At 71.1% G+C, this 25,987-nt stretch carries 27 protein-coding genes; 11 read left to right on the top strand and 16 right to left on the bottom strand.

Annotated features, from left to right (window positions below; all coding sequences use genetic code 11):
- Window positions 1-3 precede the first annotated feature (3 nt).
- Window positions 4-2,310, top strand: a complete 2,307-nt coding sequence (locus tag AMY39116_RS0327200; protein ID WP_020420770.1) for an FdhF/YdeP family oxidoreductase — start codon at window positions 4-6, stop codon at window positions 2,308-2,310.
- Between the two features lie 334 nt (window positions 2,311-2,644).
- On the opposite strand, the gene AMY39116_RS0327195 is transcribed toward AMY39116_RS0327200, so the two are convergent.
- Together AMY39116_RS0327195 and AMY39116_RS0327190 are read right to left on the bottom strand one after the other, a co-directional pair.
- Complete coding sequence (locus AMY39116_RS0327195) at window positions 2,645-3,142, bottom strand: VOC family protein (RefSeq protein WP_020420769.1); 498 nt, start codon at window positions 3,140-3,142, stop codon at window positions 2,645-2,647.
- Window positions 3,143-3,212: 70 nt separating this feature from the next.
- Entirely contained in the window at window positions 3,213-3,770 is a 558-nt protein-coding gene (locus tag AMY39116_RS0327190; protein WP_020420768.1) for a YceI family protein, read from the bottom strand.
- Between the two features lie 94 nt (window positions 3,771-3,864).
- Here AMY39116_RS0327190 and AMY39116_RS0327185 point away from each other — a divergent pair, with 94 nt between their 5' ends.
- Window positions 3,865-4,338: a MarR family winged helix-turn-helix transcriptional regulator gene (locus tag AMY39116_RS0327185; protein WP_020420767.1), complete on the top strand. Its 474-nt coding sequence runs from the start codon at window positions 3,865-3,867 to the stop codon at window positions 4,336-4,338.
- Here AMY39116_RS0327185 and AMY39116_RS0327180 read toward each other — a convergent pair.
- Both AMY39116_RS0327180 and AMY39116_RS0327175 read right to left on the bottom strand, forming a co-directional pair.
- Window positions 4,323-5,078, bottom strand: a complete 756-nt coding sequence (locus AMY39116_RS0327180; RefSeq protein ID WP_020420766.1) for an SDR family NAD(P)-dependent oxidoreductase — start codon at window positions 5,076-5,078, stop codon at window positions 4,323-4,325. The genes AMY39116_RS0327185 and AMY39116_RS0327180 overlap by 16 nt on opposite strands.
- Window positions 5,075-5,494, bottom strand: coding sequence for a VOC family protein (locus tag AMY39116_RS0327175; RefSeq protein WP_020420765.1), 420 nt, complete (start codon window positions 5,492-5,494; stop codon window positions 5,075-5,077). The genes AMY39116_RS0327180 and AMY39116_RS0327175 overlap by 4 nt, the downstream gene beginning before the upstream one ends.
- A 66-nt stretch (window positions 5,495-5,560) precedes the next feature.
- Between AMY39116_RS0327175 and AMY39116_RS0327170 the strand changes: the two genes are divergently transcribed.
- Entirely contained in the window at window positions 5,561-6,229 is a 669-nt protein-coding gene (locus tag AMY39116_RS0327170) for a GntR family transcriptional regulator (protein ID WP_020420764.1), read from the top strand.
- Window positions 6,230-6,256: 27 nt separating this feature from the next.
- Here the strand turns inward: AMY39116_RS0327170 and AMY39116_RS0327165 are convergent, their stop codons facing one another.
- The gene (locus AMY39116_RS0327165) at window positions 6,257-6,673 is read right to left on the bottom strand and encodes a MarR family winged helix-turn-helix transcriptional regulator (protein ID WP_020420763.1); all 417 of its coding nucleotides are present in this window, start codon (window positions 6,671-6,673) and stop codon (window positions 6,257-6,259) included.
- Between the two features lie 69 nt (window positions 6,674-6,742).
- Here AMY39116_RS0327165 and AMY39116_RS0327160 point away from each other — a divergent pair, with 69 nt between their 5' ends.
- Entirely contained in the window at window positions 6,743-7,477 is a 735-nt protein-coding gene (locus tag AMY39116_RS0327160; RefSeq protein WP_020420762.1) for a glucose 1-dehydrogenase, read from the top strand.
- Here the strand turns inward: AMY39116_RS0327160 and AMY39116_RS47920 are convergent.
- On the bottom strand, window positions 7,474-7,608 hold the full coding sequence (locus tag AMY39116_RS47920; protein ID WP_020420761.1) for a hypothetical protein: 135 nt from the start codon (window positions 7,606-7,608) through the stop codon (window positions 7,474-7,476). The two genes, AMY39116_RS0327160 and AMY39116_RS47920, sit on opposite strands and share 4 nt — an antisense overlap.
- Window positions 7,605-8,963, bottom strand: a complete 1,359-nt coding sequence (locus tag AMY39116_RS0327150) for an OFA family MFS transporter (protein WP_020420760.1) — start codon at window positions 8,961-8,963, stop codon at window positions 7,605-7,607. Before AMY39116_RS0327150 ends, AMY39116_RS47920 begins: the two co-directional genes overlap by 4 nt.
- A 99-nt stretch (window positions 8,964-9,062) precedes the next feature.
- On the opposite strand from AMY39116_RS0327150, the gene fdhD reads away from it, so the two are divergent.
- Entirely contained in the window at window positions 9,063-9,899 is an 837-nt protein-coding gene (gene fdhD / locus AMY39116_RS0327145) for a formate dehydrogenase accessory sulfurtransferase FdhD (RefSeq protein ID WP_020420759.1), read from the top strand.
- A 3-nt stretch (window positions 9,900-9,902) separates the two neighbouring features.
- Here the strand turns inward: fdhD and AMY39116_RS0327140 are convergent, their stop codons facing one another.
- Window positions 9,903-10,805: an LLM class flavin-dependent oxidoreductase gene (locus AMY39116_RS0327140; protein ID WP_020420758.1), complete on the bottom strand. Its 903-nt coding sequence runs from the start codon at window positions 10,803-10,805 to the stop codon at window positions 9,903-9,905.
- A 73-nt stretch (window positions 10,806-10,878) separates the two neighbouring features.
- Here AMY39116_RS0327140 and AMY39116_RS0327135 point away from each other — a divergent pair, with 73 nt between their 5' ends.
- Window positions 10,879-11,811 (top strand): alpha/beta hydrolase family protein, encoded by a 933-nt coding sequence (locus AMY39116_RS0327135; RefSeq protein WP_020420757.1) that lies wholly within the window; start codon window positions 10,879-10,881, stop codon window positions 11,809-11,811.
- A 551-nt stretch (window positions 11,812-12,362) separates the two neighbouring features.
- Here AMY39116_RS0327135 and AMY39116_RS43630 read toward each other — a convergent pair.
- The 5 genes from AMY39116_RS43630 to tig form a co-directional block, all read right to left on the bottom strand.
- Window positions 12,363-12,767, bottom strand: a complete 405-nt coding sequence (locus AMY39116_RS43630) for a hypothetical protein (protein WP_020420756.1) — start codon at window positions 12,765-12,767, stop codon at window positions 12,363-12,365.
- 42 nt (window positions 12,768-12,809) lie between these two features.
- The gene (clpX, locus tag AMY39116_RS0327125) at window positions 12,810-14,105 is read right to left on the bottom strand and encodes an ATP-dependent Clp protease ATP-binding subunit ClpX (RefSeq protein ID WP_020420755.1); all 1,296 of its coding nucleotides are present in this window, start codon (window positions 14,103-14,105) and stop codon (window positions 12,810-12,812) included.
- Between the two features lie 226 nt (window positions 14,106-14,331).
- On the bottom strand, window positions 14,332-14,961 hold the full coding sequence (locus AMY39116_RS0327120) for an ATP-dependent Clp protease proteolytic subunit (protein WP_020420754.1): 630 nt from the start codon (window positions 14,959-14,961) through the stop codon (window positions 14,332-14,334).
- Between the two features lie 26 nt (window positions 14,962-14,987).
- Entirely contained in the window at window positions 14,988-15,602 is a 615-nt protein-coding gene (locus AMY39116_RS0327115; protein ID WP_020420753.1) for a ClpP family protease, read from the bottom strand.
- Between the two features lie 140 nt (window positions 15,603-15,742).
- Window positions 15,743-17,134: a trigger factor gene (gene tig, locus AMY39116_RS0327110; RefSeq protein WP_020420752.1), complete on the bottom strand. Its 1,392-nt coding sequence runs from the start codon at window positions 17,132-17,134 to the stop codon at window positions 15,743-15,745.
- Window positions 17,135-17,353: 219 nt separating this feature from the next.
- Between tig and AMY39116_RS0327105 the strand changes: the two genes are divergently transcribed.
- Window positions 17,354-18,898 (top strand): FAD-binding oxidoreductase, encoded by a 1,545-nt coding sequence (locus tag AMY39116_RS0327105; RefSeq protein WP_020420751.1) that lies wholly within the window; start codon window positions 17,354-17,356, stop codon window positions 18,896-18,898.
- Window positions 18,899-18,902: 4 nt separating this feature from the next.
- On the opposite strand, the gene AMY39116_RS0327100 is transcribed toward AMY39116_RS0327105, so the two are convergent.
- Complete coding sequence (locus tag AMY39116_RS0327100; protein ID WP_020420750.1) at window positions 18,903-19,232, bottom strand: SRPBCC family protein; 330 nt, start codon at window positions 19,230-19,232, stop codon at window positions 18,903-18,905.
- 51 nt (window positions 19,233-19,283) lie between these two features.
- Between AMY39116_RS0327100 and AMY39116_RS0327095 the strand changes: the two genes are divergently transcribed.
- Window positions 19,284-19,691, top strand: coding sequence for a MarR family transcriptional regulator (locus AMY39116_RS0327095; RefSeq protein WP_020420749.1), 408 nt, complete (start codon window positions 19,284-19,286; stop codon window positions 19,689-19,691).
- On the opposite strand, the gene AMY39116_RS0327090 is transcribed toward AMY39116_RS0327095, so the two are convergent.
- The gene (locus tag AMY39116_RS0327090; protein WP_039791781.1) at window positions 19,688-20,842 is read right to left on the bottom strand and encodes an MFS transporter; all 1,155 of its coding nucleotides are present in this window, start codon (window positions 20,840-20,842) and stop codon (window positions 19,688-19,690) included. The genes AMY39116_RS0327095 and AMY39116_RS0327090 overlap by 4 nt on opposite strands.
- 91 nt (window positions 20,843-20,933) lie before the next feature.
- Here AMY39116_RS0327090 and AMY39116_RS0327085 point away from each other — a divergent pair, with 91 nt between their 5' ends.
- Entirely contained in the window at window positions 20,934-21,515 is a 582-nt protein-coding gene (locus AMY39116_RS0327085; RefSeq protein WP_020420747.1) for a helix-turn-helix domain-containing protein, read from the top strand.
- A gap of 168 nt (window positions 21,516-21,683) precedes the next feature.
- Here the strand turns inward: AMY39116_RS0327085 and AMY39116_RS0327080 are convergent, their stop codons facing one another.
- Window positions 21,684-22,247, bottom strand: coding sequence for a hypothetical protein (locus AMY39116_RS0327080; protein ID WP_020420746.1), 564 nt, complete (start codon window positions 22,245-22,247; stop codon window positions 21,684-21,686).
- Window positions 22,248-22,403: 156 nt separating this feature from the next.
- Here AMY39116_RS0327080 and AMY39116_RS0327075 point away from each other — a divergent pair, with 156 nt between their 5' ends.
- Entirely contained in the window at window positions 22,404-23,918 is a 1,515-nt protein-coding gene (locus AMY39116_RS0327075; protein WP_020420745.1) for a cell wall metabolism sensor histidine kinase WalK, read from the top strand.
- Window positions 23,915-25,801: a glycosyltransferase family 39 protein gene (locus tag AMY39116_RS0327070; RefSeq protein ID WP_020420744.1), complete on the top strand. Its 1,887-nt coding sequence runs from the start codon at window positions 23,915-23,917 to the stop codon at window positions 25,799-25,801. The genes AMY39116_RS0327075 and AMY39116_RS0327070 overlap by 4 nt, the downstream gene beginning before the upstream one ends.
- Window positions 25,802-25,987: the final 186 nt, after the last annotated feature.

Below are 25,987 nucleotides of genomic sequence, written 5' to 3'. Positions count from 1 at the left end.
GACGTGACACGCAACGCTCCCCGCGCCGACATCGACGAAGCCGCCCTCGAAGTGCACAAGCCCAAGGAGTGGGCGGCGGGCATCCCGGGAGTGGCGGTGTCACTCCTGCGCGGTGTCGAGCAGATGGGCGCCGGCCGCACGGTGAAGACCCTCCGCCTGCTCAACCAGCGCGACGGCTTCGACTGCCCCGGCTGCGCCTGGCCCGAACCGCGCGCGGAGGACGGTGAGCACCGCAAGCTCGCCGAGTTCTGCGAGAACGGCGCGAAGGCGGTCGCCGAGGAGGCCACGAAACGGCGCGTCGGGCGGGAGTTCTTCGCCCAGCACCCGGTCGAGGAGCTGCACGACCGCACCGACTACTGGCTCGGGCAGCAGGGCAGGCTCACCGAGCCGGTGGTGCTGCGCGAGGGCGGCACGCACTACGAGCCGATCGCCTGGGACGAGGCGTTCCGGCTGATCGCGGGCAAGCTCAAGGAGCTGGACAGCCCGGACGAGGCGATCTTCTACACCTCCGGCCGCACCAGCAACGAGGCCGCGTTCCTGTACCAGCTGCTGGTGCGCTCGTTCGGCACGAACAACCTGCCGGACTGCAGCAACATGTGCCACGAGTCCTCCGGCGCGGCGCTGTCGGAGGCCTACGGCATCGGCAAGGGCTCGGTGAGCCTCGCCGACATCCACCACGCCGACCTGATCGTCGTCGTCGGCCAGAACCCGGGCACCAACCACCCGCGCATGCTGTCCGCGCTCGAAGAGGCCAAGGGCCGCGGCGCGAAGGTGATCGCGGTGAACCCGCTGCCCGAAGCCGGGCTGATGCGGTTCAAGAACCCGCAGAACCCGCGCGGCGTCGTCGGCAAGGGCACGCCGCTGGCCGACGAGTTCGCGCAGATCCGGCTGGGCGGCGACCTCGCGTTGTTCCAGGCGATCGGGCACCTGCTGCTGTCGTGGGAGGAGGCCGCGCCGGGCACGATCGTGGACCGCGAGTTCGTCGAGTCCTCGACGCACGGCTTCGACGACTGGGCCAAGAACCTGAGCGAGATCGACTGGGCGGCGATCGACGAGGCCACCGGCCTGGACCGCGCCCAGATCGAGCGGATGGCGCGGATGATCGCGGCGTCCAAGCGCACCGTCTACTGCTGGGCCATGGGTGTCACGCAGCACCGGCACGCGGTCGCGACGATCCAGGAGATCAGCAACCTGGCGTTCGCGCGCGGCATGATCGGCAAGCCGGGCGCGGGCCTGTGCCCGGTGCGCGGGCACTCCAACGTGCAGGGCGACCGCACGATGGGTGTCTGGGAGAAGATGCCCGAGTCGTTCCTGAGCCGGCTGGAGGACGAGTTCGGCATCCCGGTGCCGCGCAAGCACGGGCTCGACACCGTGGACTCGATCCGCGCGATGCGCGACGGACGCGGCAAGGTGTTCATCGGCATGGGCGGCAACTTCGCCGCCGCCACCCCGGATTCCGGGCTGACCGAGCGCGCGCTGCGGTCGTGCGAGCTGACCGTGCACGTGTCGACGAAGCTGAACCGGTCGCACGTGGTGCCCGGCCGGACCGCGCTGATCCTGCCCGCCCTGGGCCGCACCGAGCGGGATGCGCAGGCCGCGGGCGAGCAGTTCGTCACGGTCGAGGACTCGATGTCGTGCGTGCACGTCTCGCGCGGGCGGCTGAAGCCGGCGAGCGAGCACCTGCTGTCCGAGGTGGCGATCATCTGCCGGCTCGCGACCGAGCTGTTCGGCGACGGCCACGCCGTGCCGTGGCGGGACTTCGAGGGGAACTACGACCTGATCCGCGACCGGATCGCGCAGGTCGTGCCGGGTTGCGAGGACTACAACGCGAAGGTGCGGCAGCCGGACGGGTTCGTCCTGCCGCACCCGCCGCGCGACTCGCGGTCGTTCCGCACCTCGACGGGCAAGGCGAACTTCACGACCAGCGAGCTGGAGTTCCCGCGCGTGCCCGCGGGCCGGCTGCTGCTGCAGACGCTGCGCAGCCACGACCAGTACAACACCACGATCTACGGCCTGTCCGACCGATACCGCGGCATCGAGGACGCGCGCCGGGTGGTGCTGGTCAACGCGGACGACCTGGCGGAGCTGGGCTTCGCCGACGGCCGGCTGGTCGACCTGGTGTCCGAGTGGGAGGACGGCAGCGAGCGGCGGGCGGAGCACTTCCGGGTGGTGGCGTACCCGACGGCCCGCGGCTGCGCGGCGGCCTACTTCCCGGAGGCCAACGCGCTGGTCCCGCTGGACTCGGTGGCGAAGAAGTCCAACACACCGGTCTCGAAGGCGATCGTGCTCCGCCTGGAGCCCGCGTCCTGACCCGGGTCGATCGACCAGGTCGAGTGCCGAACAGAGCGGTGGTCGAGGCCGCGTGGCCAGTCGACACGCTCAGCCACATGCTCGGCCGGGAGACGAGCACCCACTGCCACGTGGCGGCCTCCCGACAACCCGCGGGTGCGCGGCGGCCTATTTTGCGGATGCCAACGCGCTTGTCCCGCTGGACTCGGTGACGATCGCTCGACTTTCAATGAGGACGCGGAGTGGCGCACCCGGCGGGCGCTGCGACGGCCGTAGGCCACTTCCTGGCGCCACGACCTTGGACACCGCCCGCTGGCATCGCGCCGTCGTCGGGGGCGCCGCGTTGCCTGGTGTCCTAGAGGACGGTGTTGCCGTACATCTCGCCGAGCGGGTCGGCGATGAGCTCGATGCGGGCGCCGTCGGGGTCGCGGAAGTAGACCGAGACGTCGCTGTGCACCGCGTGCTCGACGCCGGCCTCGGCGAGCTTGTCGACCAGCCGCTGCCACCGCTCGGGTTCGACCGAGATGGCGATGTGGTGCAGCCCGCCGAGCACCTCGGCGTACGGGCCCACGTCCAGGCCCGGGAAGTCGAAGAACGCGAGCAGGTTGCCGTTGCCGATGTCGAAGAAGAAGTGCGACGACCCGGGGTAGTCGCGGTTCTCGATCAGCTCGGTCAGCGGGAACTCCAGGACGTCCTGGTAAAAGCGGACGGTCCGCTCGACGTCGCTGCTGATCAGCGCCGTGTGGTGGAGGCCGCGGGCGGACGAGGCGGGCCGCTCCCCCGCGGGCTTGAGGTGTGCGTCGCGGATGCGGTCGCGCTCCTGGCGGACCGCGTCGAGGTCGACGGAGGTCATGGCTGGCGTTCCTTTCCGGTGGCGGAGGTGGTGTGCCCGGCGTACCCGCCGGGCACCACCGGCATCCGCGTCAGGCGGCCTTGATCGCGGAGACCTCGAACTCGAGGGTGACCTTGTCGCTCACCAGGACGCCGCCGGTCTCCAGCGCCGCGTTCCAGGTGACCCCGAAGTCCTTGCGGTTGATGGTGGTCTTGCCCTCGAAGCCGACCCGGGTGTTGCCGAACGGGTCCTGGGCGGTGCCCTCGAACTCGAACGGGACGGTGACGGACTTCGTGATGCCCTTGATCGTCAGGTCGCCGGTGACGTCGAAGCTCGCGTCCCCGGTCTGCTGGATCGAGGTGGAGACGAAGGTGATCTCCGGGTGCTCGTCCATCGACAGGAAGTCGTTGCTGCGCAGGTGGGCGTCGCGGTCGGCGTTGCGGGTGTCGATGCTGTTCGCCTTGATGGCGACCGTCACCGACGACTTGGCCGGGTCGTCACCGTCGATGTGGGCGGTGCCGGTGAACTCGTTGAACGCGCCGCGCACCTTGGTGACCATCGCGTGGCGGGCGACGAAGCCGATCCGGGTGTGGGTCGGGTCCAGGGTGTACTCGCCGGTCAGGTTCGCGTAGCTGGTCTGGGTGGTCATTTCGGGTTCCTCCCGTGAAGGTCTGGTTGATGTGTCATCGACACAGTGGCACAACTTGGATGACGCGTCAACTATTCCCGCTATACTCGATGGCATGACCCGATGGCTCGATGACGGTGAACAGCAGGCGTGGCGCGCGTACGTGAAGATGCAGAGCCACCTCAACGCCGCGCTGGGCCGCCGGATGCAGGCGGACTCCCAGCTGTCGCTGCCCGACTTCGAGGTGCTCGTCCAGCTCACGGACACGCCGGAGGGCCGGGTGCGGGTGTTCGAGCTGGCCAGGGCGCTGGACTGGGAGAAGAGCCGGCTGTCGCACCACCTGCGGCGCATGCAGAAGCGCGGGCTGGTGGCCCGCGAGGAGTGCCCGGACGACGCGCGCGGCGCGTTCATCGTGTTGACGCGCGAGGGCCGGGAGGCGATCGAGCAGGCCGCGCCGCACCACGTCGACACGGTGCGCGAGCTGGTGTTCGACGTGCTCACGCGGGACCAGGTGGACGCCCTCCGGGCGATCTCCGAGCAGATCCTGCGCGTGGTCCGCCCGGAGGACTGTCCTCAGGACCGCAGGTAGGAGGCGCCGTTGAGGTCGAGGATGGCGCCGGAGGCCCACTCGGCCTCGGCGGAGGCGAGGTAGACCACCGCGGCGGCGATCTCCGGCGGCTCCGCGACCCGGCCGAACGGGGACTGGGCCCGCAGCGCGCCGCCCCTTTCGCCGCTCAGCCAGTCCGCGACCCGCTCGGTCGCGATGAACCCGGGCGCGACCGTGCTCACCGCGATGCCGTGCGGCGCGAGGTGCACCGCGAGCGACTGGCCCAGCGAGTGCAGCGCCGCCTTGGTCGCGCCGTACGCGGGGTGGTCCGGCTCGCCGCGGAAGGCGCCGCGCGAGCCGACGTTGACCACGCGCCCGCGCGCGCCGCGGTCGATCATGTGCCGGGCGACGCAGAACGTGACGTCGGCCGCGCCGAGGAGGTTCACCTCGACCGACTGCCGCCACACCTCCCGCCAGTGCTCGAAGGTCGTCTCGGCGAGCGGGTGCGCGGTCTCACTGGTGGTCACCACGGCGGCGTTGTTGACCAGGACGTCGACCCCGCCGAGGGCGGCTTCAGCGGTGTCGGCGATGCGCTGGGCCTCCCGGATGTCGCCCTGCACCAGGGCGTGGCCGTCGCCGCGCAGCGCCGCCAGGGTGGCTTCCGCCGCGGCCTGGTTGGAGTTGTAGTGCACCGCGACACGGTCGCCGCGCTCGGCGAAGGCCGTGGCGATCGCGCGGCCGAGGCCCGCCGACGCACCGGTGACGAGGACGCCGCGGCTCATTTCGCGAACAGCTGAGACTCGTCGCGGAAGGCCTTGAACTCCAGCGCGTTGCCGGCCGGGTCGTGCAGGAACATCGTCCACTGCTCCCCCGGCTCGCCCGCGAAGCGCTGGTAGGGCTCGATGACGAACTGTGTGCCGGCGTCCTTGAGGCGGCCGGCGAGTTCGTGGAAGGCCTCGACGGTCAGGACCAGGCCGAAGTGCGGCACCGGGACGTCGTGGCCGTCGACCGGGTTGCGGCCCGCCTCGTTGCGCGCGCCCTCGACCACGTGGGTGACCACCTGGTGGCCGTGGAAGTTCCAGTCCACCCACTTGGTGTCGGAGCGGCCTTCGGACAGCCCGAGCACCCCGCCGTAGAACTCCCGGGCGCGGCCGAGGTCGTCGACCGGGATCGCGAGGTGGAACGCGGGGCGGGTCATGGTGCCTCCTTCATCGTCGGTGGCTCCAGCTTGACCCGGCCGATGTCGTAATGTCAACATTAGGACATGCAGCCCGCCCGGCGGCGTGGTCTGGCCGAGGAGGCCGCCGACCGCATCCGCGACGAGATCCTGTCCGGCCGGTTCGCGCCCGGCAGCGCTCTGCGCGAGGTCGAGCTGGCCGGGTCGCTACAGGTCAGCCGCGGGTCGGTGCGCGAGGGGCTGGCGATCCTGGAGCGCGAGGGGCTGGTGCACAGCGAGTGGCACCGGGGCACGCGGATCATCGAGCTCAGCGAGACCGACATCACCGAGGTCTACGAGGTGCGCGCGGCGCTGGACCGGCTGGCGACGCTGACCGCGGCCGAGCGGGGCCGACCCGGGCAGTTCGACGAGCTCGACCGGCTGGTGGCGGCGATGGACCGGGAGGCACGCGGCCCGGCGGACGGCGACCGGCTGGTGGCGCTGGACATCGAGTTCCACGACTGCGTGTACGCCATGGCGGGCAACGGCAGGCTGACCAGCGCGTGGGAAGCCGTGCGGTCGCAGGTGCACATGTTCCAGGCCCACCGGGTGCGGCTGTCGCACGAGCACTACCGCACGCGCGTGGTGGACGAGCACCGCGAGCTGGCGACGCTGCTGCGCGCGGGGCGGGTCGAGGGACTGGGCGACCTGGCGGAGGAACACGTGCGCTCGGCGAGCCGGGGATTGATCGAGAGCCTGCGCGAGCTGCACCGCTGAGAAGTCCAGCTCAGGCTCGCCGGCGGCTCAGCGAGAGCTTGCCCGAACCGGCCCGCCGAGGACCTCGACCAGGCTCGCGTACCGGGCGCGTTCCTTGTCCGTCAGGGCACTGAACCGCTCCCCCACCAGTTCCGCGAACCGCTGCCGGATCCGTTCGCGCAGCTCCTCGCCCGCGGGGGTCAGCACGACGCGGCTGACGCGACGGTCCTTGGCGTCGGTCTCGCGCGCGAGCAGGCCGCGCTTCTCCAGCCGGTCGACCATCCCGGTCACGTTCGTCTTGTCGCAGCCCAGCAACGCCGCCAGCTCGCCGAACGACGGGCGCCGCGCCAGGCCGCACAGCACCTGGGTCTGCTGGCTGGTCAGGTCGAAGTCGCGGGCGATTCCCGCGTAGAGCACCGCCGCTTCGCGGTGCAGCGCGGCGACCGCCGCGGCCAAGCCCTCCATGCCCCCAGCATAGTTGACATCCTCCACCAATTAGTCGAGTATCTCGACTATCGATCATCTGGAGGAACAGTGCTGACGGACAGGGTCGCCCTCGTGACGGGCGGATCGCGGGGCATCGGGCGGGGCATCGCCGAGCGGCTGGGCGCGGAGGGCGCCCGGGTGGTGGTCAACTACCGCACCGACGCGGGCGCGGCGGCCAAGGTGGTCAGCACCATCGCAAACGCGGGCGGGCAGGCCGTGGCGGTCCAGGCCGATGTCGCGGATCCGGCGCAGGTCGTGGCGCTGTTCGACGCCGTCGAGTCGGCCTTCGGCGGTCTCGACATCCTGGTCGGCAACGCCGGGATCGCCCGGTTCGCCCCGCTCGCCGAGGCGAGCGACGAGGACTTCGAGCGGGTCTTCGCCACCAACACCCGCTCCACGTTCGTCGCCCTGCGCGAGGCCGCGAAGAGGCTGCGGGACGGCGGCCGGATCATCGTGATCTCCAGCGGCGCCACGGTCACCGCACGACCGGACAGCGGCGTGTACGCGGCCAGCAAGGCGGCTGCCGAGCAGCTCGTGCGCGCCGCGGCGAAGGAACTGGGGCCGCGCGGGATCACCGCCAACAGCGTGCTGCCCGGCGCCACCCGCAGCGACGCGCTCGAAGCGGGAATGAGCGCCGAACGCCTCGCGGCGACCACGGCCCAGACGCCGCTGGGGCGCCTCGGCGAGCCGTCGGACATCGCGTCGATCGTGGCGTTCCTCGCCTCCGCCGACGGCGGGTGGATCACCGGGCAGTCGATCCACGCCGGCGGCGGGCTGTTCTAGCCGCCGAACAGCTTGACGACCTTGAGGATCAGTTCGTAGAGACCGTAGAGGAACGGCACGCCCACCCACAGCCAGGCCAGCATCATCAACCAGACCCGGCGGCGCGCGGGGACCTGCTCCGGCGTGCTCATTTCGCCTCCTCGCGCGCGGCGTCCGCGCTCTCCGGTTCGTGGTACTTCGCGCTCACCGGGCGCACCAGCTCGTTGGCGATGAACCCGATCACCAGCAGCGCGATCATGATGTAGAACGACGTGGTGTAGAGGTCCGGGCCCTGCTTGCCCGCGCGCTTCTGGCTGTCGGCGATCGCGTTGACGATCAGCGGGCCGAGCACGCCGGCGGCCGACCACGCGGTCAGCAGACGGCCGTGGATCGCGCCGACCTGGTAGGTGCCGAACATGTCCTTCAGGTACGCCGGGATCGTGGCGAACCCCGCGCCGTAGAAGGACAGGATCACCATCGCCGCGAGGATGAAGACCACTTTGGACGAGTTGCCGACGAGCGCGATCACCAGGTACAGCAGCGCGCCGACGCCGAGGTACATGCGGTAGATGTTCTTCCGGCCGATGAAGTCCGAAGTGGACGACCAGACGAACCGGCCGAGCATGTTGGTCAGCGACAGCAGCGCCACGAACCCGGCCGCCGCGGTCGCGCCGACCGGGACCGAGGTGCCGCGGAAGAAGTCGGTGATCATCGGCGACGCCTTCTCCAGGATGCCGATGCCCGCGGTCACGTTGAAGCACAGCACGACCCACAGGCACCAGAACTGGGGCGTCTTGATGGCGTTGGCGGCCGACACGTTCGCCGTGGTGATCATCGACCGGGCCTTCGCGGCCGTCGGCTCCCAGCCCTTCGGCTTCCAGCCCTCGGCGGGCACCCGCACCAGGAACACCCCGAGCGACATGAACACCGCGTAGACGACGCCGTGGATCAGGAACGAGGTGCCGATGCCGCTGGGTGTCGACCCGAACGACTCGAGCATCTGGCTCGACCACGGCGAGGCGATCAGCGCCCCGCCGCCGAAGCCCATGATCGCGATGCCGGTCGCCATGCCCGGCCGGTCCGGGAACCACTTGATCAGCGTCGACACCGGCGAGATGTAGCCGATGCCGAGCCCGACGCCGCCGATGAGGCCGTAGCCGAGCACCACCAGCCAGTACTGGGAGGTGAACGCGCCGAGCGCGGACACTACGAACCCGGTGGAGAAGCAGGTCATCGACACGAACATCGCCCACCGCGGCCCGTTGCGCTCGACCAGGGTGCCGCCGAAGGCCGCGGACAGGCCGAGCATGACGATGCCGAGCTGGAACGGCAGCGCGCTCAGGGTGCCGGACAGGCCCAGCGCCTTCTCCAGCGGCGGTTTGAACACACTCCACGCGTACGCCTGCCCGATCGCGAGGTGCACCGACAGGGCCGCCGGCGGGATCAGCCACCGGCTCCAGTCCGGAGGCGCGATGCTGTGCGAACGGTCGAGGAATGTGACGGCCACGGCGGGCTCCCCTACGCTGGTGATTGAGCCTGCAATTTCTTACTAGATGTACGACGGCACGGCAAGGTCTTGTCGTCGATGAGCGGAATGGAGTGCCCGATGGGGCGCGTGACGGTGCGACGACCGGTGCGGAAGCTGACCGAGGGCGGGCAGACGCGGCGCGCCGACCTGCTGGCGGCCGAGGAGCCGCTGGAGCTGCGGGTCGGCGGCAAGTCCCTGGCCGTCACCATGCGCACGCCCGGGCACGACGTCGAGCTGGCGCACGGCTTCCTGCTGTCCGAGGGTGTCATCGCGTCGAAAGACGACGTGTTCACTGCCCGGTACTGCGACGGCGTCGACGACCAGGGGCGCAACACCTACAACGTCCTGGACCTCACCCTGGCCGAGGGCGTGGCGCCGCCGGAGACGGGTGTGGAGCGCAACTTCTACACGACGTCCTCGTGCGGGGTATGCGGCAAGGCGGCGCTCGACGCGGTGAAGCTCAAGACCCGCTTCGCGCCCGGGGAGTCGACTTTCGCCGTGAGCACGGAGGTGCTCGCGGGGCTCCCGGACACGCTGCGCGAGCAGCAACGCGTGTTCGCCAGCACCGGCGGCCTGCACGCGGCCGGGTTGTTCCGGGCGGACGGGTCGCTGCTGGCCGTGCGGGAGGACGTGGGCAGGCACAACGCGGTCGACAAGGTGCTGGGCTGGGCGCTGCTGGAGGGCCGGGTGCCGCTGTCGGACTGCGGGCTGCTGGTGTCCGGGCGGGCGTCGTTCGAGCTGGTGCAGAAGGCCGCGATGGCCGGGGTCCCGTTCCTCGCGGCCGTGTCCGCACCGTCGTCGCTGGCGGTGGAGCTGGCCGAGGAGAACGGCATGACGCTGGTCGGGTTCCTGCGCGGCACCAGCATGAACCTCTACACGGGCGACCAGCGCGTGCTGGAGCCTGCCGGGGTGTGAGCGTCAGATCCGGGGCATGACCTCGGCGGCGAGGCGTTCCATCTGCTCGGCCTGGTCGGCGAACGGGGTGAACAGGATCAGCTCGGCCCCCGCGGCGGCGACCTCCTGCACTCCGGCGACGCACTCGTCGGGCGTGCCGGCGACCGCGACCGCCTCCAAGCCGCGTTTGCCGTAGATCTCGGCGAGACCGTCGGCGGCGCGCCGGCGGGCGGCGTCCCCGTCGTCGTCGACGGCGATGTAGACGCGCTTGGCGACCTGGAAGTCGTCGCGCCCGGCTTCGGCCAGCACCTCGCGCAGCGTCTTGACCTGCTCGGCGAAGGCCGCGGTGGTCGAGGAGCCCGCGCCGAAGAACCCGTCTCCGTGCTTCACGGCCCGCTTGAGCGCGTTCGGGTGGCTGCCGCCGAACCACAGCGGCGGGCCGGGCTTCTGGAACGGCTTCGGCTGCATCGAGGCGCCATCGAGCTGCCAGAAGCGGCCGTCGAAGTCGACCACGTCCTCGGTCCACAGGGCCTTGACCAGGCGGATCCCCTCAGTGAACCGGGCGACGTGCGCCTCGCCGTCGAGGCCGAACGCGGCGAACGGCCGGTTGCGGCCGCCGCTGCCGACGCCGACCTCCAGGCGGCCGCGGCTGAGCTGGTCGAGCGTGGCGAGGCTCTTGGCCAGGTGCGCCGGGATGTGCAGCGGGGTGACGTACACCGCGCAGCCGAGGCGCAGGCGCTCGGTGCAGGCGAACGCGTACGCCATGGTCTCGTTCGCCGAGAGGTGCGGGGCGGTGCCGAGGACCTGCTCCTGGGTCCAGCCGCTTTCGAAGCCGAGTTCCTCGGCACGCCGCACGTACGAGCGGAAGGCGGCGGGGTCGAACGTTCCGTCGGCCACGAACTGGGGAATGGAGATCGCGAACCGCATGGGCACGACATTAGTCCCGTCGGTGTATCGGTTGCGGAACTTCCCACGACATGGGTTACGGGACTGATGTTCAATGGCGCCGGGAGGCCAGGTGGACGAGGACGAAGCGACTGAACCGCGCAGGCGGCCCAGCCGCCGCTCGGTGCTGATCGCCGGCGCTTCGGGCCTGGGGATCGCCGCGGTCGCCGCGGGGACGGCGACCGGTGTGCTGCCGGTGAGCGAGGCGCTGCAGCGGGCGCTGGGTGTGGCGTCGTCGTCGCCCGCGTCGCAGATCGGGGTCGCGAAGGTCGAGCGGGTGTGGTCGCGGTACCGGAACCGGATGGTCGACCTGGTGATCCTGCTGCCGTCGAAGTCGCCGCCGCGGAACCTGCCGGTGTCGCTGCTGCTGCACGGCCTGCACGGGCGGGCCCGGACGGCGGCGCCGACCGGGACGCTCGCCGAGCTGGCCAGCCAGGTCGCCCGCAAGCGGGTCCAGCCGTACGGTTTCGTGGCGGTCGACGGCGGCGACAACTACTGGCACAAAAACGTCCCCGGCGACGATCCGATGAGCATGCTGCTGGAGGAGGTGCCGCAGTGGCTGCGGGAACGCGGCCTCGGCGGCGTGGACGGGGTGCCGTTCGCCTGCACCGGCATGTCGATGGGCGGTTTCGGGGCGCTGCTGTACGCCCGCCGCCGGGCGGAGCGCCGCCAGCCGGTGGGCGCGCTGGCCCTGCTGGCGCCGGCGCTCATGCTGTCGTGGACGGAGATGGCGAAGCGACGCGCCTTCCGCGACGAAGCCGACTGGGCATCGATGGACCCGCTACGCCACCTGGAGGCCACGACGGGCATCCCGACCGCCCTGTGGTGCGGCACGGAAGACGCGTTCATCCACGGCGCCCGGCGCTTCATCGCGGCGGTGAAACCCGAAATCGGCTACACGGCGCGAGGCAAGCACGGCGACTCGTTCAACCGCACGGTGGTGCCCAGCATGGTGAGCTTCCTAGGCCGCCACCACCCCGGCGCGTAGCGCAAAAGTCTTTGCACAAAACCCGAGCTGGGTGGTCATCCCGTCGCCTGGAACTGGACGATCACCTTGAGCCAGGGCCGCAACCTCTGTGCTCACCGGCGGCCGAACATGCCAACCTTGCGGCCCTGGCTCAAGGTGATATGCACAAACCGGAAGGCGACGGGATGACCACACAGCGACCCACTGCATGAGGTGAGACGAGGCACCCAACCCCTGGTCATCTCGGAGCCTGCCCGTCCGGCGAGGACTCTTTTGATCTTTAGAGCCGCGCTATCGCGCGGCGGGGAGTCCGCCCTGCGGGCGGATGCGCCTCACGGCGCCAAACGGTCACCTTCCGACCACCCCCGCCCCCTCACCCTGAGTGTGTTTCAGTCGCCGAGCAGCGGCGTCAAGGCGGGAAAGAGTACCTTGACCCCGCTGATCGGCGACTAAAGATCGGCTGTGGATCGGGGGCGGGGGAGGTCTGGTTGGGGTAGTCGGTGGCGTTGCATTGCCGGGCGGCGGTTTGCGGGTGGTTGGTCAGCCCGCTTCCGTTTCCCGGTGGTGCTGGGTCAGCTGACCCAACGGCCCACTACCGACAGCAGCCACAGGCCGATGAGCGTCGCCGCGAAGAGGAGGCTTGACCAGCGCAACAGGGGGCGGTAGTCGCCGTCCGCGGTGCGTACCCGGCGTAGCGCGTAGAACCCGATGCCGAGCACCGGGAGCGGGATCAGGGGCAGCGCCGACAGCCGCACGGGGGCGGCTACCACGCACGCCAACGTCATCAGCCCGAGCAGCACCAGCATGACCTTGTACAGGATCGGACTGCTCAGGTACGGCGCGACCACCCGGAAGGTCAGGTCGCTGATGCCGCGCACATCGTCCTGCCCCTCCGGGACGACGGTGTCCCCGGCCGCCTCGGCCGGAGCGGTGCCCTCGCCGGCACCCGAACGGGGACCAGCCCCCTCCACGCTCATCCGGCTAGCTTAGCGAGCGTGGAGGAGCCGCCTTCACGCAGATCAGGCCGTTTTCTCGCCACGTTCGCTGCTGCGCCGCCGGGACGGCTGACGCGACACGATCGTGGGATTGACGTTCTCGCGGACCGTCTGCTCCGTGATGACGACCTTGGCGACGTCGGTGCGGCTCGGGATGTCGTACATCACCGGCTGCAGCACCTCCTCCATGATCGCGCGCAGGCCACGCGCGCCGGTGCCGCGCAGCACCGCCTGGTCGGCGATGGCTTCGAGCGCCGTCTTGGTGAACTCCAGCTCGACGTTGTCCATCTCGAAGAGCTTCTTGTACTGCTTCACCAGGGCGTTGCGCGGCTCGGTGAGGATCCGGACCAGCGAGTGCTTGTCCAGGTGCGTCACGTTCGCCACGACCGGGAGACGGCCGATGAACTCCGGGATCAGCCCGAACTTGATCAGGTCCTCGGGCATCGTGTCGGAGAAGACGTCGCTCTCCTCGATCTCGGCCTTCGTGCGGATCTCGGCGCCGAAACCGAGGCCGCGCTTGCCGACCCGCTCGTTGATGATCTTCTCCAGGCCCGCGAACGCGCCCGCCACGATGAACAACACGTTCGTGGTGTCGATCTGGATGAACTCCTGGTGCGGGTGCTTGCGCCCACCCTGGGGCGGCACCGACGCCGTCGTGCCCTCCAGGATCTTCAGCAGCGCCTGCTGCACACCCTCACCGGACACGTCCCGCGTGATCGACGGGTTCTCCGACTTGCGGGCGATCTTGTCGACCTCGTCGATGTAGATGATGCCCGTCTCGGCGCGCTTGACGTCGTAGTCCGCGGCCTGGATCAGCTTCAGCAGGATGTTCTCGACGTCCTCGCCGACGTACCCGGCCTCGGTGAGCGCCGTGGCGTCCGCGATCGCGAACGGCACGTTCAGCATCTTGGCCAGGGTCTGCGCGAGGTAGGTCTTGCCGCAGCCGGTGGGCCCGAGCAGCAGGATGTTCGACTTCGCCAGCTCGACCGGCTCGTCCTTGGCGTCCTTCGGACCGGTCTTGTCCTCGGACTGGATGCGCTTGTAGTGGTTGTACACCGCCACGGCGAGCGTCCGCTTCGCGTCGCTCTGGCCGATGATGTACTGGTCGAGGAACTCGTGGATGTCGAGCGGCTTGGGCAGCTCGTCGAGCTTGACGTCGCCGGCCTCGGCCAGCTCCTCCTCGATGATCTCGTTGCACAGGTCGATGCACTCATCGCAGATGTAGACGCCGGGTCCGGCGATGAGCTTCTTCACCTGTTTCTGGCTCTTCCCGCAGAAAGAACACTTCAGCAGGTCCCCGCCGTCGCCGATCCGTGCCATGACCGTTGACCTGTTCCCCTCCGGTGCGCCTGCCGGCACACCTGATCGTGTTCCTGCCCTCGCCGCCGAGCCAGCGGGAAAAATGGCCGCTGCCCCTAGACGGTACCCGCCCGGAGCGCCGCGCGGGAGGACCAGCGGGCGCCGGGCGCCCCGAGACCCTAAACCGGGGGCCGGGGCGCGCCGGGTAGGACACGCACCGGCCGGGTCAGAGTCCCGGGGCCGGGCCTCAGCCGATCTGCGTCGCCTTGCGGTACGGCAGCACCTCGTCGATGATGCCGTACTCCTTGGCCTGCTCGGCGGTCAGGATCTTGTCGCGCTCGATGTCCGCGCGGACCTCGTCGGCGGTCTTGTTCGTGTGCTTGGACAGCGTGGTCTCCATCAGGCGGCGCACCCGCTGGATCTCGTTGGCCTGGATCTCCAGGTCCGAGACCTGCCCGTAGGTGCCCTCGGTGGCGGGCTGGTGGATCAGTACGCGGGCGTTCGGCAGCGCGAGCCGCTTGCCCTTGGTGCCCGCCGCCAGCAGGACCGCGGCCGCGGAGGCGGCCTGGCCCAGCGCGACGGTCTGGATGTCCGGGCGCACGAACTGCATGGTGTCGTAGATCGCCATCAGCGAGGTGAACGAGCCACCCGGCGAGTTGATGTAGATCGTGATGTCGCGGTCCGGGTCCTCGTGCTCGAGGTGCAGCAGCTGGGCCATCACGTCGTTGGCCGACGCGTCGTCCACCTGCACACCCAGGAAGATGACCCGCTCCTCGTACAGCTTGTTGTACGGGTTCGACTCCTTCATGCCGTAGCTCGTGCGCTCGACGTACGACGGCAGGATGTACCGGGACTGCGGAAGCTGGAAGTTGTTCATGAGAGCTTTCTCCTCATCAGGCCCGGTCAGCGGCTGCCGTTGCTGGACGGGAGCTGGTTCTCCCGGGTGAGGACGTGGTCGACGAAGCCGTACTCCCGCGCCTCCTCGGCGGTGAACCAGCGGTCCCGGTCGCCGTCGGCGATGATCTGCTCGACCGACTGACCGGTCTGCTCGGCGGTGATCCGGGCCAGCTCCTGCTTCCACTTGCCGAAGACCTCGGCCTGGATCGCGATGTCGGACGCGGTGCCACCGACACCGGCCGACGGCTGGTGCATCAGGATGCGCGCGTGCGGGAGCGAGTAGCGCTTCCCGGGGGCGCCCGAGGACAGCAGGAACTGCCCCATCGAGGCGGCCAGGCCCATCGCGTAGGTCGCCACGTCCGGCTCGATGAGCTGCATCGTGTCGTAGATGGCGAACCCGGCGGTCACCGAGCCGCCCGGCGAGTTGATGTAGAAGCGGATGTCCGACTCGGAGTCCTCCGCGGACAGCAGCAGGAGCTGCGCGGTGATCCGGTTCGCCACCTCGTCGTTGACCTCGGAGCCGAGGACGACGATGCGCTCCTGGAGCAGCCGCTCGTACACCGAGTCGGTCAGATTGAGGCCCGCGGTCGAGCTGCGAGCCTCTGCCTTGTGCTGCGTCACGTCTGCCTGCCTTTTCACCGCTGTGGCCCTCCCGGAGGGAGATCCACTGTGCACTGTCGAAGATGCTGAGATCTTGTAACCGACCCTAACGAACTCGGGCGGCCCGGCATGCCCGGTACCGCCCAAGTTCGCTGACAGCTTTATTTCTCGGAAGCGGCCGCGGGTTCCTCGGTGACCTCGGTCTCAGTGGCGGCCGCGGGGGCCTCGTCCTCGTCGCCGCCAAAGAGGTCGCTCAGGTCGATCTCGGCGCCGGAGGCGTCGGTGACCGTCGCCTTGCGCACGATCGACGCCAGCGCCTTGCCGCGGCGCACGTCGGCGAAGATCGCGGACAGCTGGCCCGACTGCTGGGCCCGCTGCACGTACTCGTCCGGGCTGATGCCGAAGCGCTGGGCCTGGTAGATGATCCGCTCGGTCAGCTCGGCGTCACCCACCTGGACCTCCTCCGCGTCGGCGACGCTGTCCAGCAGCAGCTGGGTGCGCACCGCCTTCTCGGCCTCGGTCTGCAGCTCGGCGTGGAACTCCTCCAGGGTCTTGCCCTGGGTCTCCAGCACCTTGGCGAGGTTCTCCTCGCTGTGGTCCAGGTCGTGGATCGCGTCGTGCTTGCGGTTCTCGACCTCGGCCTCGACGACCTTCTCCGGGAGCGGGACGTCGACGGACTCCAGCAGCTCGTCCAGGATCTTGTCGCGCGCCTGCACGCCCTGCTGGACCTTCTTCATCTTGGCCAGGCGCTCGCGCAGGTCGGCCTTGAGCTCGTCGATGGTGTCGAACTCGCTCGCCAGCTGGGCGAACTCGTCGTCGGCCTCGGGGAGCTCGCGCTCCTTGACGCTCTGCACGGTCACCGACACCTCGGCGTCGCGGCCGGCGTACTCACCCGCCACCAGCTTCGTGGTGAAGGTCTTGGTCTCGCCCTCGTTCGCGCCGATGATGGCCTCGTCGATGCCGTCGACCAGCTGGCCGGAGCCGATCTCGTAGGACAGGCCGCTGGTGGCCGCCTCCTCGACCTCCTGGCCGTCGACCGTCGCCGACAGGTCGATCGACACGAAGTCGCCGTCCTGGGCGGGGCGCTCGACGCCCTTCAGGGTGCCGAAGCGGGCGCGGAGGTTGTCCAGCTCGGCGTCGACCTCCTCGTCGGTGACCTCGACGTCGTCGACGCTGACCGACAGGCCGCTGAAGTCGGGGAGGGTGATCTCCGGGCGGATGTCCACCTCGGCGGTGAACTCCAGCACCTCACGGTCCTCGAGCTTGGTGACCTCGAAGTCCGGCTGGCCGAGGGTGCGCACCTCGCCGGCCCGCACCGCCTCCAGGTACTTCGCCGGGATGGCCTCGTTGACGACCTCATCGAGCACCGGCGCGCGGCCGATCCGGCTCTCCAGGACGCGAGCGGGCACCTTGCCGGGGCGGAAGCCCGGGATGCGGACCTGCTGGGCGATCTTGGAGTAGGCGCGGTCGAAGTTCGGTTTGAGTTCGTCGAACGGCACCTCGACATTGATCTTGACTCGCGTCGGGCTGAGCTGCTCGACGGTGCTCTTCAACGTGTTCTCCTCGAGCCGTGAAAACCTGGTTTTCGGGTGGTAACCGACAAGCGGGCACGGCTGTGCCCAAAGGCCGAGTCTAGGCCAGTGACCCGACAGCACCGGCCCGGCCCTGCCTGCCAGGCGGTGAGGTACGGGCGCGTGCGCTCCGTTTACATTTACGCACGCTTTGTCTACCGTCTTGGTCCTGCCGTCCCGCCGTCCCCAGGAGCCCGGTCCGTGACAGCCGATGCCCAGGTCCAGGGCGTTCCGCAGGTCGTGGCGGAACCCCCGACGCGCCTGCCGATGGTGGTGGCGCCGACCGTCGCGCTCGCCGCCTGCGGGCTGGGCCTGTGGAGCTGGGCGACCCTGCTCGCCCTGGTCTGGCACTCACCGGCGTGGGTGACCGTGCCGCTGCACACGCTCGCCGTGGTCGCCCTGTTCACCGTGCTGCACGAGGCCGCGCACCACGCCGCGGGCAGCCTCACGTGGGTGAACGGGGCGCTCGGCCGCCTGACGGTGCCGTTCGTGTCGCCGTTCGGCGGTTTCCCCGCGGCCAGGTACGTGCACCTCACCCAGCACCGGTCCGGTTCGCCGGAGCACCTCACGCCGTGGAACACGCGTGGACCGGCGTGGACGCTACCGCTGCGCTGGGCCACCGTCGACCTCTGGTACGCGTGGCGCTACCTGTCCACACCTGGGCGGCCGACCGCCGAGAGCGCCGAGATGCTCGGGATGCTCGTGTTCCTGCCGTGCGTGCTCGCGGCCGTGGTCGGCACCGGGCACGGGTGGGAGCTGGCGGTGGTCTACGTGGTGCCGCAGCGGCTCGCGCTCGCACTGGTGTCGTGGTGCCACGACTGGCACCCGCGGCGGCGGCCGACCGGCTACCACCGGATGCACGCCGAGCGGCCCGGCCGTCCGTTCTACCGCCACACCGCGATCCCCCGGCCGCGGTCGCCGGAGCCGGTGGCGCCCGCCGCCGAGGCGCCGTCGGAGTTCCACCCGCTGACCGTCACCGGCGTGCGCTCGCTGACCGGCGAGGCGGTCGTGGTCACCCTCGCCGTGCCGGACGATCTGCGCGAGGTCTTCCGGTTCACGCCGGGTCAGCACCTCGTGCTGCGGGCCGAGATCGACGGCGAGCCGGTGGAGCGCAGCTACGCGATCTGCGCGTGCCCGGACGAGCCGGAGCTGCGGGTGGCGATCAAGCGGGTGCCCGGCGGGCGGTTCTCCGGGTACGCCATGGGGTTGCGGCTCGGCGACCGGGTCCTGGCGCGGCCGCCGTCCGGGACGTTCACACTGCGCTCGGAACCGCGGCACGTGGTGGCCGTCGCGGCGGGGTCGGGGATCGCGCCCGTGCTGCCGGTCGTGGTGCACCTGCTGGAGACCTCGCCCCGCAGCCGGGTGACCCTGCTGTACGTGAACCGGTCCGGGGACGACACGCTGTTCGCCGACGAGCTGTCGGAGTATACGCGCCGCTTCGAAGGGCGGCTGCGGGTGACGCACTACCGGACCGACGAGCGCGACCCGAGCCTGCGGTACGCGCGGGGGACGCGGCCGTTCGACAGCATCGGCCAGGCGCTGGCGATCTCGTACGAGCGGTACCTGCCGGGCGGGCTGGACCCGGGCCGCATCCGGGGGCTGCTGGAGGCGCGCCTGCACCCGTCGAAGGTGGACGAGTGGCTGCTGTGCGCGCCGGCCGAGGTCGCCGGGCCGGTGCGGTCGGCGCTGGCCGAGCACGCCGTGCCGGACGAGGCCGTGCACGTGGAGCACTTCCACCGGCCCTGACCGGTCATTCGCAGAGCGTGCGGACGGACTCCAGTTCACCGCGCACGACCGAAGCCTGCTCCGCGACGACCGTCTCCGGTGTGCCGTCCGGGAAGAACATCGTGAACTGGTATTCGGCGCCCTCGCCGTTGGGCAGCACGCGGGTGTAGACGCCGGCGGCCGGGTTGTCGGCGGCGAAGAAGTCGACAGTGCCGTGTTCCCGTGACGCGCGGACGCGCACGCGCGTGCCGTCCACGCCGGGCGCCCACTTCGGCAGCTGGCTGGGGTCGGACACGAGGTCGAAGACGGTCTGGGGCGTGGCGGCGATCGAGACGGACTCGGTAATCGTAGGCATGAGCAGATCGTACGCTCTTGCTTATCGTCTTGTCACTCTACGATTCGGTGCGTGGCAGAACTCGGCGCCTCGCTGGCGCGCATCGTGCGGCGGTTGATGAAGGCGGAGGAGCCCGTGCTGCGTGCGCACGGGCTGTCGATGTGGGCGTACGCGGCGTTGTCGAGCCTCGCCGCGCAGCCGGCGACCTCGCAGCTGGCGCTGGCGAAGGCCATCGGCTACGACAAGACCCGGCTGATCGGCCTGCTCGACGAACTCGCCCAGGAGGGCCTGGTGGTGCGCGAACGCGACCCGGCGGACCGCCGCTCGCACACGGTGCGGCTCACCCCGGACGGCGAGGCCCGGCACGCCGCGGCGCGGGCCGCCATCCGCGCCGTGGAGGACGAGCTGCTGGGCCCGCTGAGCGCCGCCGAGCAGCGTTCGTTCCGCGCGATGCTGGCCCGCGTCGCGGAGGGGGCCTAACGCCGGTCCAGCAGGATCAGCGGCACGGCGGCCGCGGCGAGCGCGGCGCCGATCAGGCAGACCGAGGTGAGCGGGGCGCCTCGCGTGAGCGCGGCCGCGGCCAGCGCCGGGGTGATGCTGATCCCCAGCTGGAACGCCGAGACGGTGGTGGCGCCGGCGAGGGTCGGCGCGCCGGCCGCGACGGTGAAGACGCGTCCGTAGATGGCCGGGTTCAGCACGAACGCCGCCACGCCGAGCAGGAAGACCAGCGGCACCACCGCCCAGCCGTGCCCGACCGCGGCGGCCATCGCCACCGAGAGCACCACGATCGCGCCGGCGCCGGTCAGCAGCGCCAGGTGCGGGCGGCGGTCGGACACCCGGCCGCCGATCGACAGCCCGGCGAACGCCCCGATGCCGAACAGCGCGAGGATCGCCGGGACCCACACCTCGGGCACGGTGAGCATGGCCGCCAGGTAGTTGAACGTGATCATGTAGGCGGCCGTGGTCAGGATCGTGATCGCGAACAGGCCCCACAGCGCCGGTTTCCGCATGGTGGCGAGTTCACCCGGGACGCTGGGCCTGCTCGCGTGGTTCGGCGTGGCGGGGATGCCGAGCTGGCACCCGGCGATCCCGGCCACCGTCAGGGCGACCACCGCCCAGAACCCGCCGCGCCAGTCGGTGAAGTGGCTGAGCAGCGTGCCCGCGGGCCCGCCGGCGACCATCGCCACGCTGAGCCCGCTCACCACGACGCCGGAGGCCCTGGCTTTCCGGTCGGGGGTCACGAGGCTGATCGCGGTCACCGACGCGACCGCGAAGAAGCCGGCGTAGGCGATGCCGGCGACCACGCGCGTGACCACCAGGACGGGGTAGTCACCGAGCAGCCCGGCGGCGATGCTCGCGGCGAAGACACCCTGCGCCACCACCAGCGTCGTGCGGCGCGGCCAGCGCAGGCTGAGCACCGCGAACGGCGGCCCGCCGAGCACCACACCGAGCGCGAACGCGGTGATCAGGAACCCGGCCGAGGACAGCGTGACGTCCAGGTCCGCGGCGACCGCCGGCAGTACCCCGGCCAGCAGGAACTCCGCCGTGCCCATCGCGAACAGGCTGAAGCCGAGCAGGTACACCCCTGCGGGCAGGCGGTTCCGGGTCCGCCTGCCGACCAACATCTCCATTCGGATCACCTCCACCGCGAGGATCCGGAGATCCGCCCGGCTCCGACAACAGACGTTGCCGAAACCGGGACGCCTTTGGTTCACTCCGCCTGTGGAGTCGCAACCGACCGTCGGCGCCGTCATCGAGCAGATCGCTCCCCGGCTGCGGCGCGCCCGTGAGCGGAAGAACGTCAGCCTGACCGCGCTGGCGCGCGCCACCGGCATCTCGACGAGCACGTTGTCGCGGCTGGAGTCGGGTCAGCGCAAGCCGAGCCTGGAGCTGCTGCTGCCGGTCACCGCCGCGCTGGGGGTGCCGCTCGACGAGATCGTCGCCGCGCCCCGGATCGTCGACCCGCGGGTGCCCCAGGAGCCGACGCGGAAGGACGGCAGGGTGCTGATCCCGCTGTCCCGGCAGCAGACCGAACCGCGGGCGTACAAGATGATCATCCCGGCGCACGACGAGGAGCCGCACCTGCGCACCCACGCGGGCCACGAGTGGCTGTACGTGCTGCGTGGACGGCTCCGCGTGCAACTGGGCGGCCAGGACTTCGTGATGGGCGCCGGAGAGGCCGCCGAGTTCGACTGCCAGATCCCGCACTGGTTCGGCGCGGCCGGCCGGGGTGCCGTGGAGGTGCTGAGCCTGTTCGGCAAGCAGGGTGAGCGCATCCACCTGCGCACGCGGGCGCGCGGCTGACGGTTAGGGCGGGGCGCCTCGGTGGAGTCGGACGGTAGCGCTGTCCGAAGTGGACTCCGCCGTCGCCGACGCCTCGTGCACCGTGCCCGCGACCGCGGTCACCCGGCGGCGGCAAGGCCGAGCGTCAGCCAGCCGGCCCGCCGCGCGTCGCTCTCCCTCGCGCCCACGTCAGTTCGAGCCCGATGTGCTGTCGTCGCGGCGCGGCAGCACGCCCTGCTGACCGCCCGGGCCTGCCATAGCAGTGCCCTCGGTCAGCGTGTCGGCGGTCGCGGCGTCGCCGGACACCGATGCGACGACTGTGACCGTGTCGCCGGTGGCGATGCTGCTCAGGTCGGCGTTGCCGCCGACCGCGGTGTCGCTGTCGATCGTGTAGGTCTTGGTGTAGCCGTCGTCGCTCTTGGCGGTCAGCGACGTCGCGCTGACCTCGGTCACGGTGCCGATCTGCATCAGCTCGGTGGTGTAGCCGCCGTTGCCGTCGGAGACGACGTACTCGCCGTGCAGCGCGTTCATCATCGCGCTCGGCGAACCGCCGCCGGGCATCCCCATTCCGCCCTGGCTCATCGCCGACGAATCGGTCGAACCGCTCGCCGCGTAGATCGCCACGCCACCCGCGCCCGCGACGCCGACCGCGATGGCGACCGCGGCCACGGTCTTGCGCGCGGACCACTTCCGCGGCGGCTGCTGGGCGCCCCATTCCTGGGACTGCGGGGCGGTCTGCTGTTCCGTGGTCATCGTGGGTTCCTCTCGCCGGTGCGTCGAGGACCAGCTTCGGCGGCTCCGCTGTGGACCGACTGTGGGACGGGTGAAGGATTCCTGTGCCCGGACGGACACAGCCGCCTCACAGGGACGGCACAAGCACCACACACGAACCCGACGGATCGTCGTGGCATGAACCTGCCCCACCGGCGGGCCGGGACGCGACCGCGGCGCGTCCGCCCGCTGCGGACCAAGCTGATCGCGGCGCTCGTCGCGCTGCTCGCCGTCGTGTGCCTGGTGGTGGGCGTGATCAGCGAGTTCGCGCTGAGCAGGTTCCTCACCCAGCAGGTCGACACCCAGGTGCGGGACGCGGTCGAGCGGACCCGGCACTTCGACGGGCCCGCCGGAAACGATCCGCTGCACATCCCGGGCACCGCGGAAGGCACCCTGTACGCGCAGCTCTCCGGCGGCCGGGTGCTCGAAGCGGCCACCCTCGCCCCCATCCCGGGCTCGCCGGAGAACGAGGCGCAGGCGCTGCCCGCCGCCGACGCCGCGGCCCTGCCGGCGATCCCGGTCGACGGCCACGCCCACACGATCTCGCTGTCCAGCGGCGACTACCGGGTCATCGCGACCATCGACGACGGGGTCGTGCTGGTCCTCGGCCTGCCGATGAACCAGGCCGAGGACACGCTGCTCACCGTCGGGATCATCCTCGCCGCGGTCGCCGCGATCGCCGTGCTGGGCGCGGGGTTCGTCGGGGCGTTCGTCGTGCGCCGGACCCTGCGCCCGCTGGACCGCGTGGCCGCGGCGGCGTCCAAGGTGACCGAGCTGCCGCTGGACCGCCGCGACGTCGCGTTGTCAGTGCGCGTCCCGGTCACCGACACCGACCCCTCCACCGAGGTCGGTCAGGTCGGCTACGCGCTGAACCGGATGCTCGTGCACATCGACAACGCCCTCGACGCCCGCGCGAACAGCGAGATGCGGGTGCGCCAGTTCGTCGCGGACGCCAGCCACGAGCTGCGCACGCCGCTCGCCGCGATCCGCGGGTACGCCGAGCTGACCCGGCGCAGCGGCGGCCGCGTGCCGCCGGAAATCGCGCACGCGATGAGCCGCGTCGAATCCGAAGCCGACCGCATGACGACGCTGGTCGACGACCTGCTGCTGCTCGCCCGGTTGGACGCGGGACGCCCGCTCGACGCCGGCGAGGTCGACCTGACCCGCCTGGTCGCCGACGCCGTCGGCGACGCGCACATCACCGGGCCGGGGCACCGGTGGCGGCTCGAGCTGCCGCCCGACCCGGTCGTGGTGACCGGCGACGCGCAGCGCCTGCACCAGGTGCTCGGCAACCTGCTCGCCAACGGCCGCACGCACACCCCGCCCGGCACGACGGTGACCACGCGGCTGACCGTGTCGGCGGACGGCAGCGCGGTCCTGACCGTCACCGACGACGGCCCCGGCATCGCGCCGGACCTGCTGCCGCACGTCTTCGAACGCTTCGCGCGCGGCGACTCGTCACGCTCCCGCACGGCAGGCAGCACCGGTCTCGGCATGGCCATCGTCGCCGCGGTGGTGCACGCGCACCACGGCACGGTCGGCGTGCACAGCAGACCCGGCCGCACCGAGTTCGAGGTGCGGCTGCCGCGCACAGGTTCCGCACAGGAACGCCACAAGACCGGCCAAGCTCGCGCGGTCACAGTGAACTCATGACGGCCCTCGCCGAGCGCGGCTCCACGCCCTCGACCCCCGAACCCGCCGATCCGCACCCGTCCCGCCCGGGGTGGGTGCGCCCGGCACTGGGCGGGCTGCTGATCGCCACCGCCGTGCTCTACCTGTGGGGGCTGAGCGCGTCCGGCTGGGCCAACGCGTTCTACTCGGCCGCCGCGCAGGCCGGCGGGGAGAGCTGGAAGGCGTGGTTCTTCGGCTCCAGCGACGCCGCGAACGCGATCACCGTCGACAAGACACCCGCCGCCCTGTGGGTGATGGGCCTGTCGGTGCGGCTGTTCGGGCTCAGCTCGTGGAGCATCCTCGTGCCGCAGGCGCTGATGGGCGTCGGCTCGGTATGGGCGCTGTTCGCTTCCGTGCGCCGCGTCTCCGGGCCGGCGGCAGGACTGCTGGCAGGTGCGGTGCTCGCGCTGACCCCGGTGGCGGCGCTGATGTTCCGCTTCAACAACCCGGACGCGCTGCTGGTCCTGCTGCTCGTGCTCGGCGCGTATTGCGTGACGCGGGCGCTGGAGAAGGCGTCCCCGAAGTGGCTCGCGCTGGCCGGGGTCGCGGTCGGGTTCGGCTTCCTGGCGAAGATGCTGCAGGCGTTCCTGGTGCTCCCGGCGTTCGCGATCGCCTACCTCGTCGCCGCACCCGCCTCGCTGGGCAAGCGGCTGCTGCACCTGCTCGGCGCGCTGGGCGCGGTGGTCGTCTCGGCGGGCTGGTACCTCGCGGTCGTCGAGCTGTGGCCGGCGGACTCGCGGCCGTTCATCGGCGGGTCGCAGAGCAACAGCATCCTCGAACTGACCCTCGGCTACAACGGCGTCGGCCGGATCACCGGCGACGAGGTCGGCAGCCTCGGCGGCGCGCAGAGCAGCGGCAGCTGGGCGCGGCTGTTCGGCAGTGAGATGGCGGGCGGGATCGCCTGGCTGCTGCCCGCCGCCGCGATCGCCACCGGCGCGCTCGCGTGGCTGACCTGGCGCGCCCCGCGCACCGACCGGACCCGCGCCGCGACGATCCTGTGGGGCGGCTGGCTGGTCGTCACCGGCGGCGTGTTCAGTTTCATGAGCGGGATCATCCACCCCTACTACACGGTCGCGCTGGCCCCGGCGGTCGCCGCGCTCGTCGGCACCGGCGCCGTGCGGCTGTGGCGGGCGCGGACGCACCCGATCGCGTCCGGGCTGCTGTCCAGCGGGGTCGTGCTCACCGCGCTGACCGCATACCTGTTGCTGACGCGGGAATCCACCTGGCTGCCCTGGCTGAAGTACGTGGTGCTGCTGCTCGGGCTGGCCGCCGCGGTGCTGGTGCTGGTGTCCGACCGGCTGCCGCGCGCCGGCGCCCGCGGGGTCGCGGCGCTGGCCCTGATCGCCTCGCTCCTCGGGTCCGGCGCGTACACGGTGGCGACCGTCGCCACGCCGCACTCCGGCGCGATCCCCTCGGCCGGGCCGAGCAGCGGCGGGTTCGGCGGCTTCGGCGGCCAGGGCGGCCCGCCCGGTGGTGGTCAGCGCGGCGGGATGCGCGGCGGCGTCGGCAGCCTGCTCACCACCACGACACCGAGCGCCGAGATGACCGCGCTGCTGCAAGCCGACGCGGAGAACTACACGTGGGTCGCGGCCACCGTCGGCTCCAACCCGGCGGCGAGCTACCAGCTGGCGTCCGGCTTCCCTGTGATGGCGCTGGGCGGGTTCAACGGCACCGACCCGTCCCCGACGCTGGCGCAGTTCCAGCAGTACGTGGCGGACGGGCGGATCCACTACTTCATCGGCGTGCCGACCGAGATCAACAGCACCGGCGGCAGCGACTCGGCCGAGGAGATCGCCGAGTGGGTCGCCGCGAACTTCACCGCCACGACCGTCGGCGGCACCACGGTGTACCTGCTGAGCTCATAACTGGGCTTCACGCTGATCTCAGCCTGAGCACAGGCGGGCGGTCGACAGTGGAGGTATAACAGCACGAAGGAGGCCACCATGCACCGCCTCACCACCAGCCCCGTGTGGGCCACCGCGACCACCCGCGGCCCGCGTTCGGTGAACGCCGACGCCACCGCGGCCTACGCCGACCCGAGCACCGGGGAG

The organism is Amycolatopsis sp. ATCC 39116 (assembly GCF_000231075.2).
GTDB lineage: Bacteria > Actinomycetota > Actinomycetes > Mycobacteriales > Pseudonocardiaceae > Amycolatopsis_E > Amycolatopsis_E tucumanensis.
The sequence above is the reverse complement of the archived record's forward strand: the minus strand, read 5'-3'. Positions and strand labels throughout refer to the sequence as shown.

Excerpts from the sequence above, each read along its gene's own strand:
- AMY39116_RS0327195 (WP_020420769.1), bottom strand. The coding sequence starts at position 3,142 with ATGACCTCCGTCGACCTCGACGCGGTCCGCCAGGAGCGCGACCGCATC.
- AMY39116_RS0327190 (WP_020420768.1), bottom strand. The coding sequence starts at position 3,770 with ATGACCACCCAGACCAGCTACGCGAACCTGACCGGCGAGTACACCCTG.
- AMY39116_RS0327185 (WP_020420767.1), top strand. The coding sequence starts at position 3,865 with ATGACCCGATGGCTCGATGACGGTGAACAGCAGGCGTGGCGCGCGTAC.
- AMY39116_RS0327180 (WP_020420766.1), bottom strand. The coding sequence starts at position 5,078 with ATGAGCCGCGGCGTCCTCGTCACCGGTGCGTCGGCGGGCCTCGGCCGC.
- AMY39116_RS0327175 (WP_020420765.1), bottom strand. The coding sequence starts at position 5,494 with ATGACCCGCCCCGCGTTCCACCTCGCGATCCCGGTCGACGACCTCGGC.
- AMY39116_RS0327170 (WP_020420764.1), top strand. The coding sequence starts at position 5,561 with ATGCAGCCCGCCCGGCGGCGTGGTCTGGCCGAGGAGGCCGCCGACCGC.
- AMY39116_RS0327165 (WP_020420763.1), bottom strand. The coding sequence starts at position 6,673 with ATGGAGGGCTTGGCCGCGGCGGTCGCCGCGCTGCACCGCGAAGCGGCG.
- AMY39116_RS47920 (WP_020420761.1), bottom strand. The coding sequence starts at position 7,608 with ATGAGCACGCCGGAGCAGGTCCCCGCGCGCCGCCGGGTCTGGTTGATG.
- fdhD (WP_020420759.1), top strand. The coding sequence starts at position 9,063 with ATGGGGCGCGTGACGGTGCGACGACCGGTGCGGAAGCTGACCGAGGGC.
- AMY39116_RS0327140 (WP_020420758.1), bottom strand. The coding sequence starts at position 10,805 with ATGCGGTTCGCGATCTCCATTCCCCAGTTCGTGGCCGACGGAACGTTC.
- AMY39116_RS0327135 (WP_020420757.1), top strand. The coding sequence starts at position 10,879 with ATGGCGCCGGGAGGCCAGGTGGACGAGGACGAAGCGACTGAACCGCGC.
- AMY39116_RS43630 (WP_020420756.1), bottom strand. The coding sequence starts at position 12,767 with ATGAGCGTGGAGGGGGCTGGTCCCCGTTCGGGTGCCGGCGAGGGCACC.
- clpX (WP_020420755.1), bottom strand. The coding sequence starts at position 14,105 with ATGGCACGGATCGGCGACGGCGGGGACCTGCTGAAGTGTTCTTTCTGC.
- AMY39116_RS0327120 (WP_020420754.1), bottom strand. The coding sequence starts at position 14,961 with ATGAACAACTTCCAGCTTCCGCAGTCCCGGTACATCCTGCCGTCGTAC.
- AMY39116_RS0327100 (WP_020420750.1), bottom strand. The coding sequence starts at position 19,232 with ATGCCTACGATTACCGAGTCCGTCTCGATCGCCGCCACGCCCCAGACC.
- AMY39116_RS0327090 (WP_039791781.1), bottom strand. The coding sequence starts at position 20,842 with ATGGAGATGTTGGTCGGCAGGCGGACCCGGAACCGCCTGCCCGCAGGG.
- AMY39116_RS0327080 (WP_020420746.1), bottom strand. The coding sequence starts at position 22,247 with ATGACCACGGAACAGCAGACCGCCCCGCAGTCCCAGGAATGGGGCGCC.
- AMY39116_RS0327075 (WP_020420745.1), top strand. The coding sequence starts at position 22,404 with ATGAACCTGCCCCACCGGCGGGCCGGGACGCGACCGCGGCGCGTCCGC.
- AMY39116_RS0327070 (WP_020420744.1), top strand. The coding sequence starts at position 23,915 with ATGACGGCCCTCGCCGAGCGCGGCTCCACGCCCTCGACCCCCGAACCC.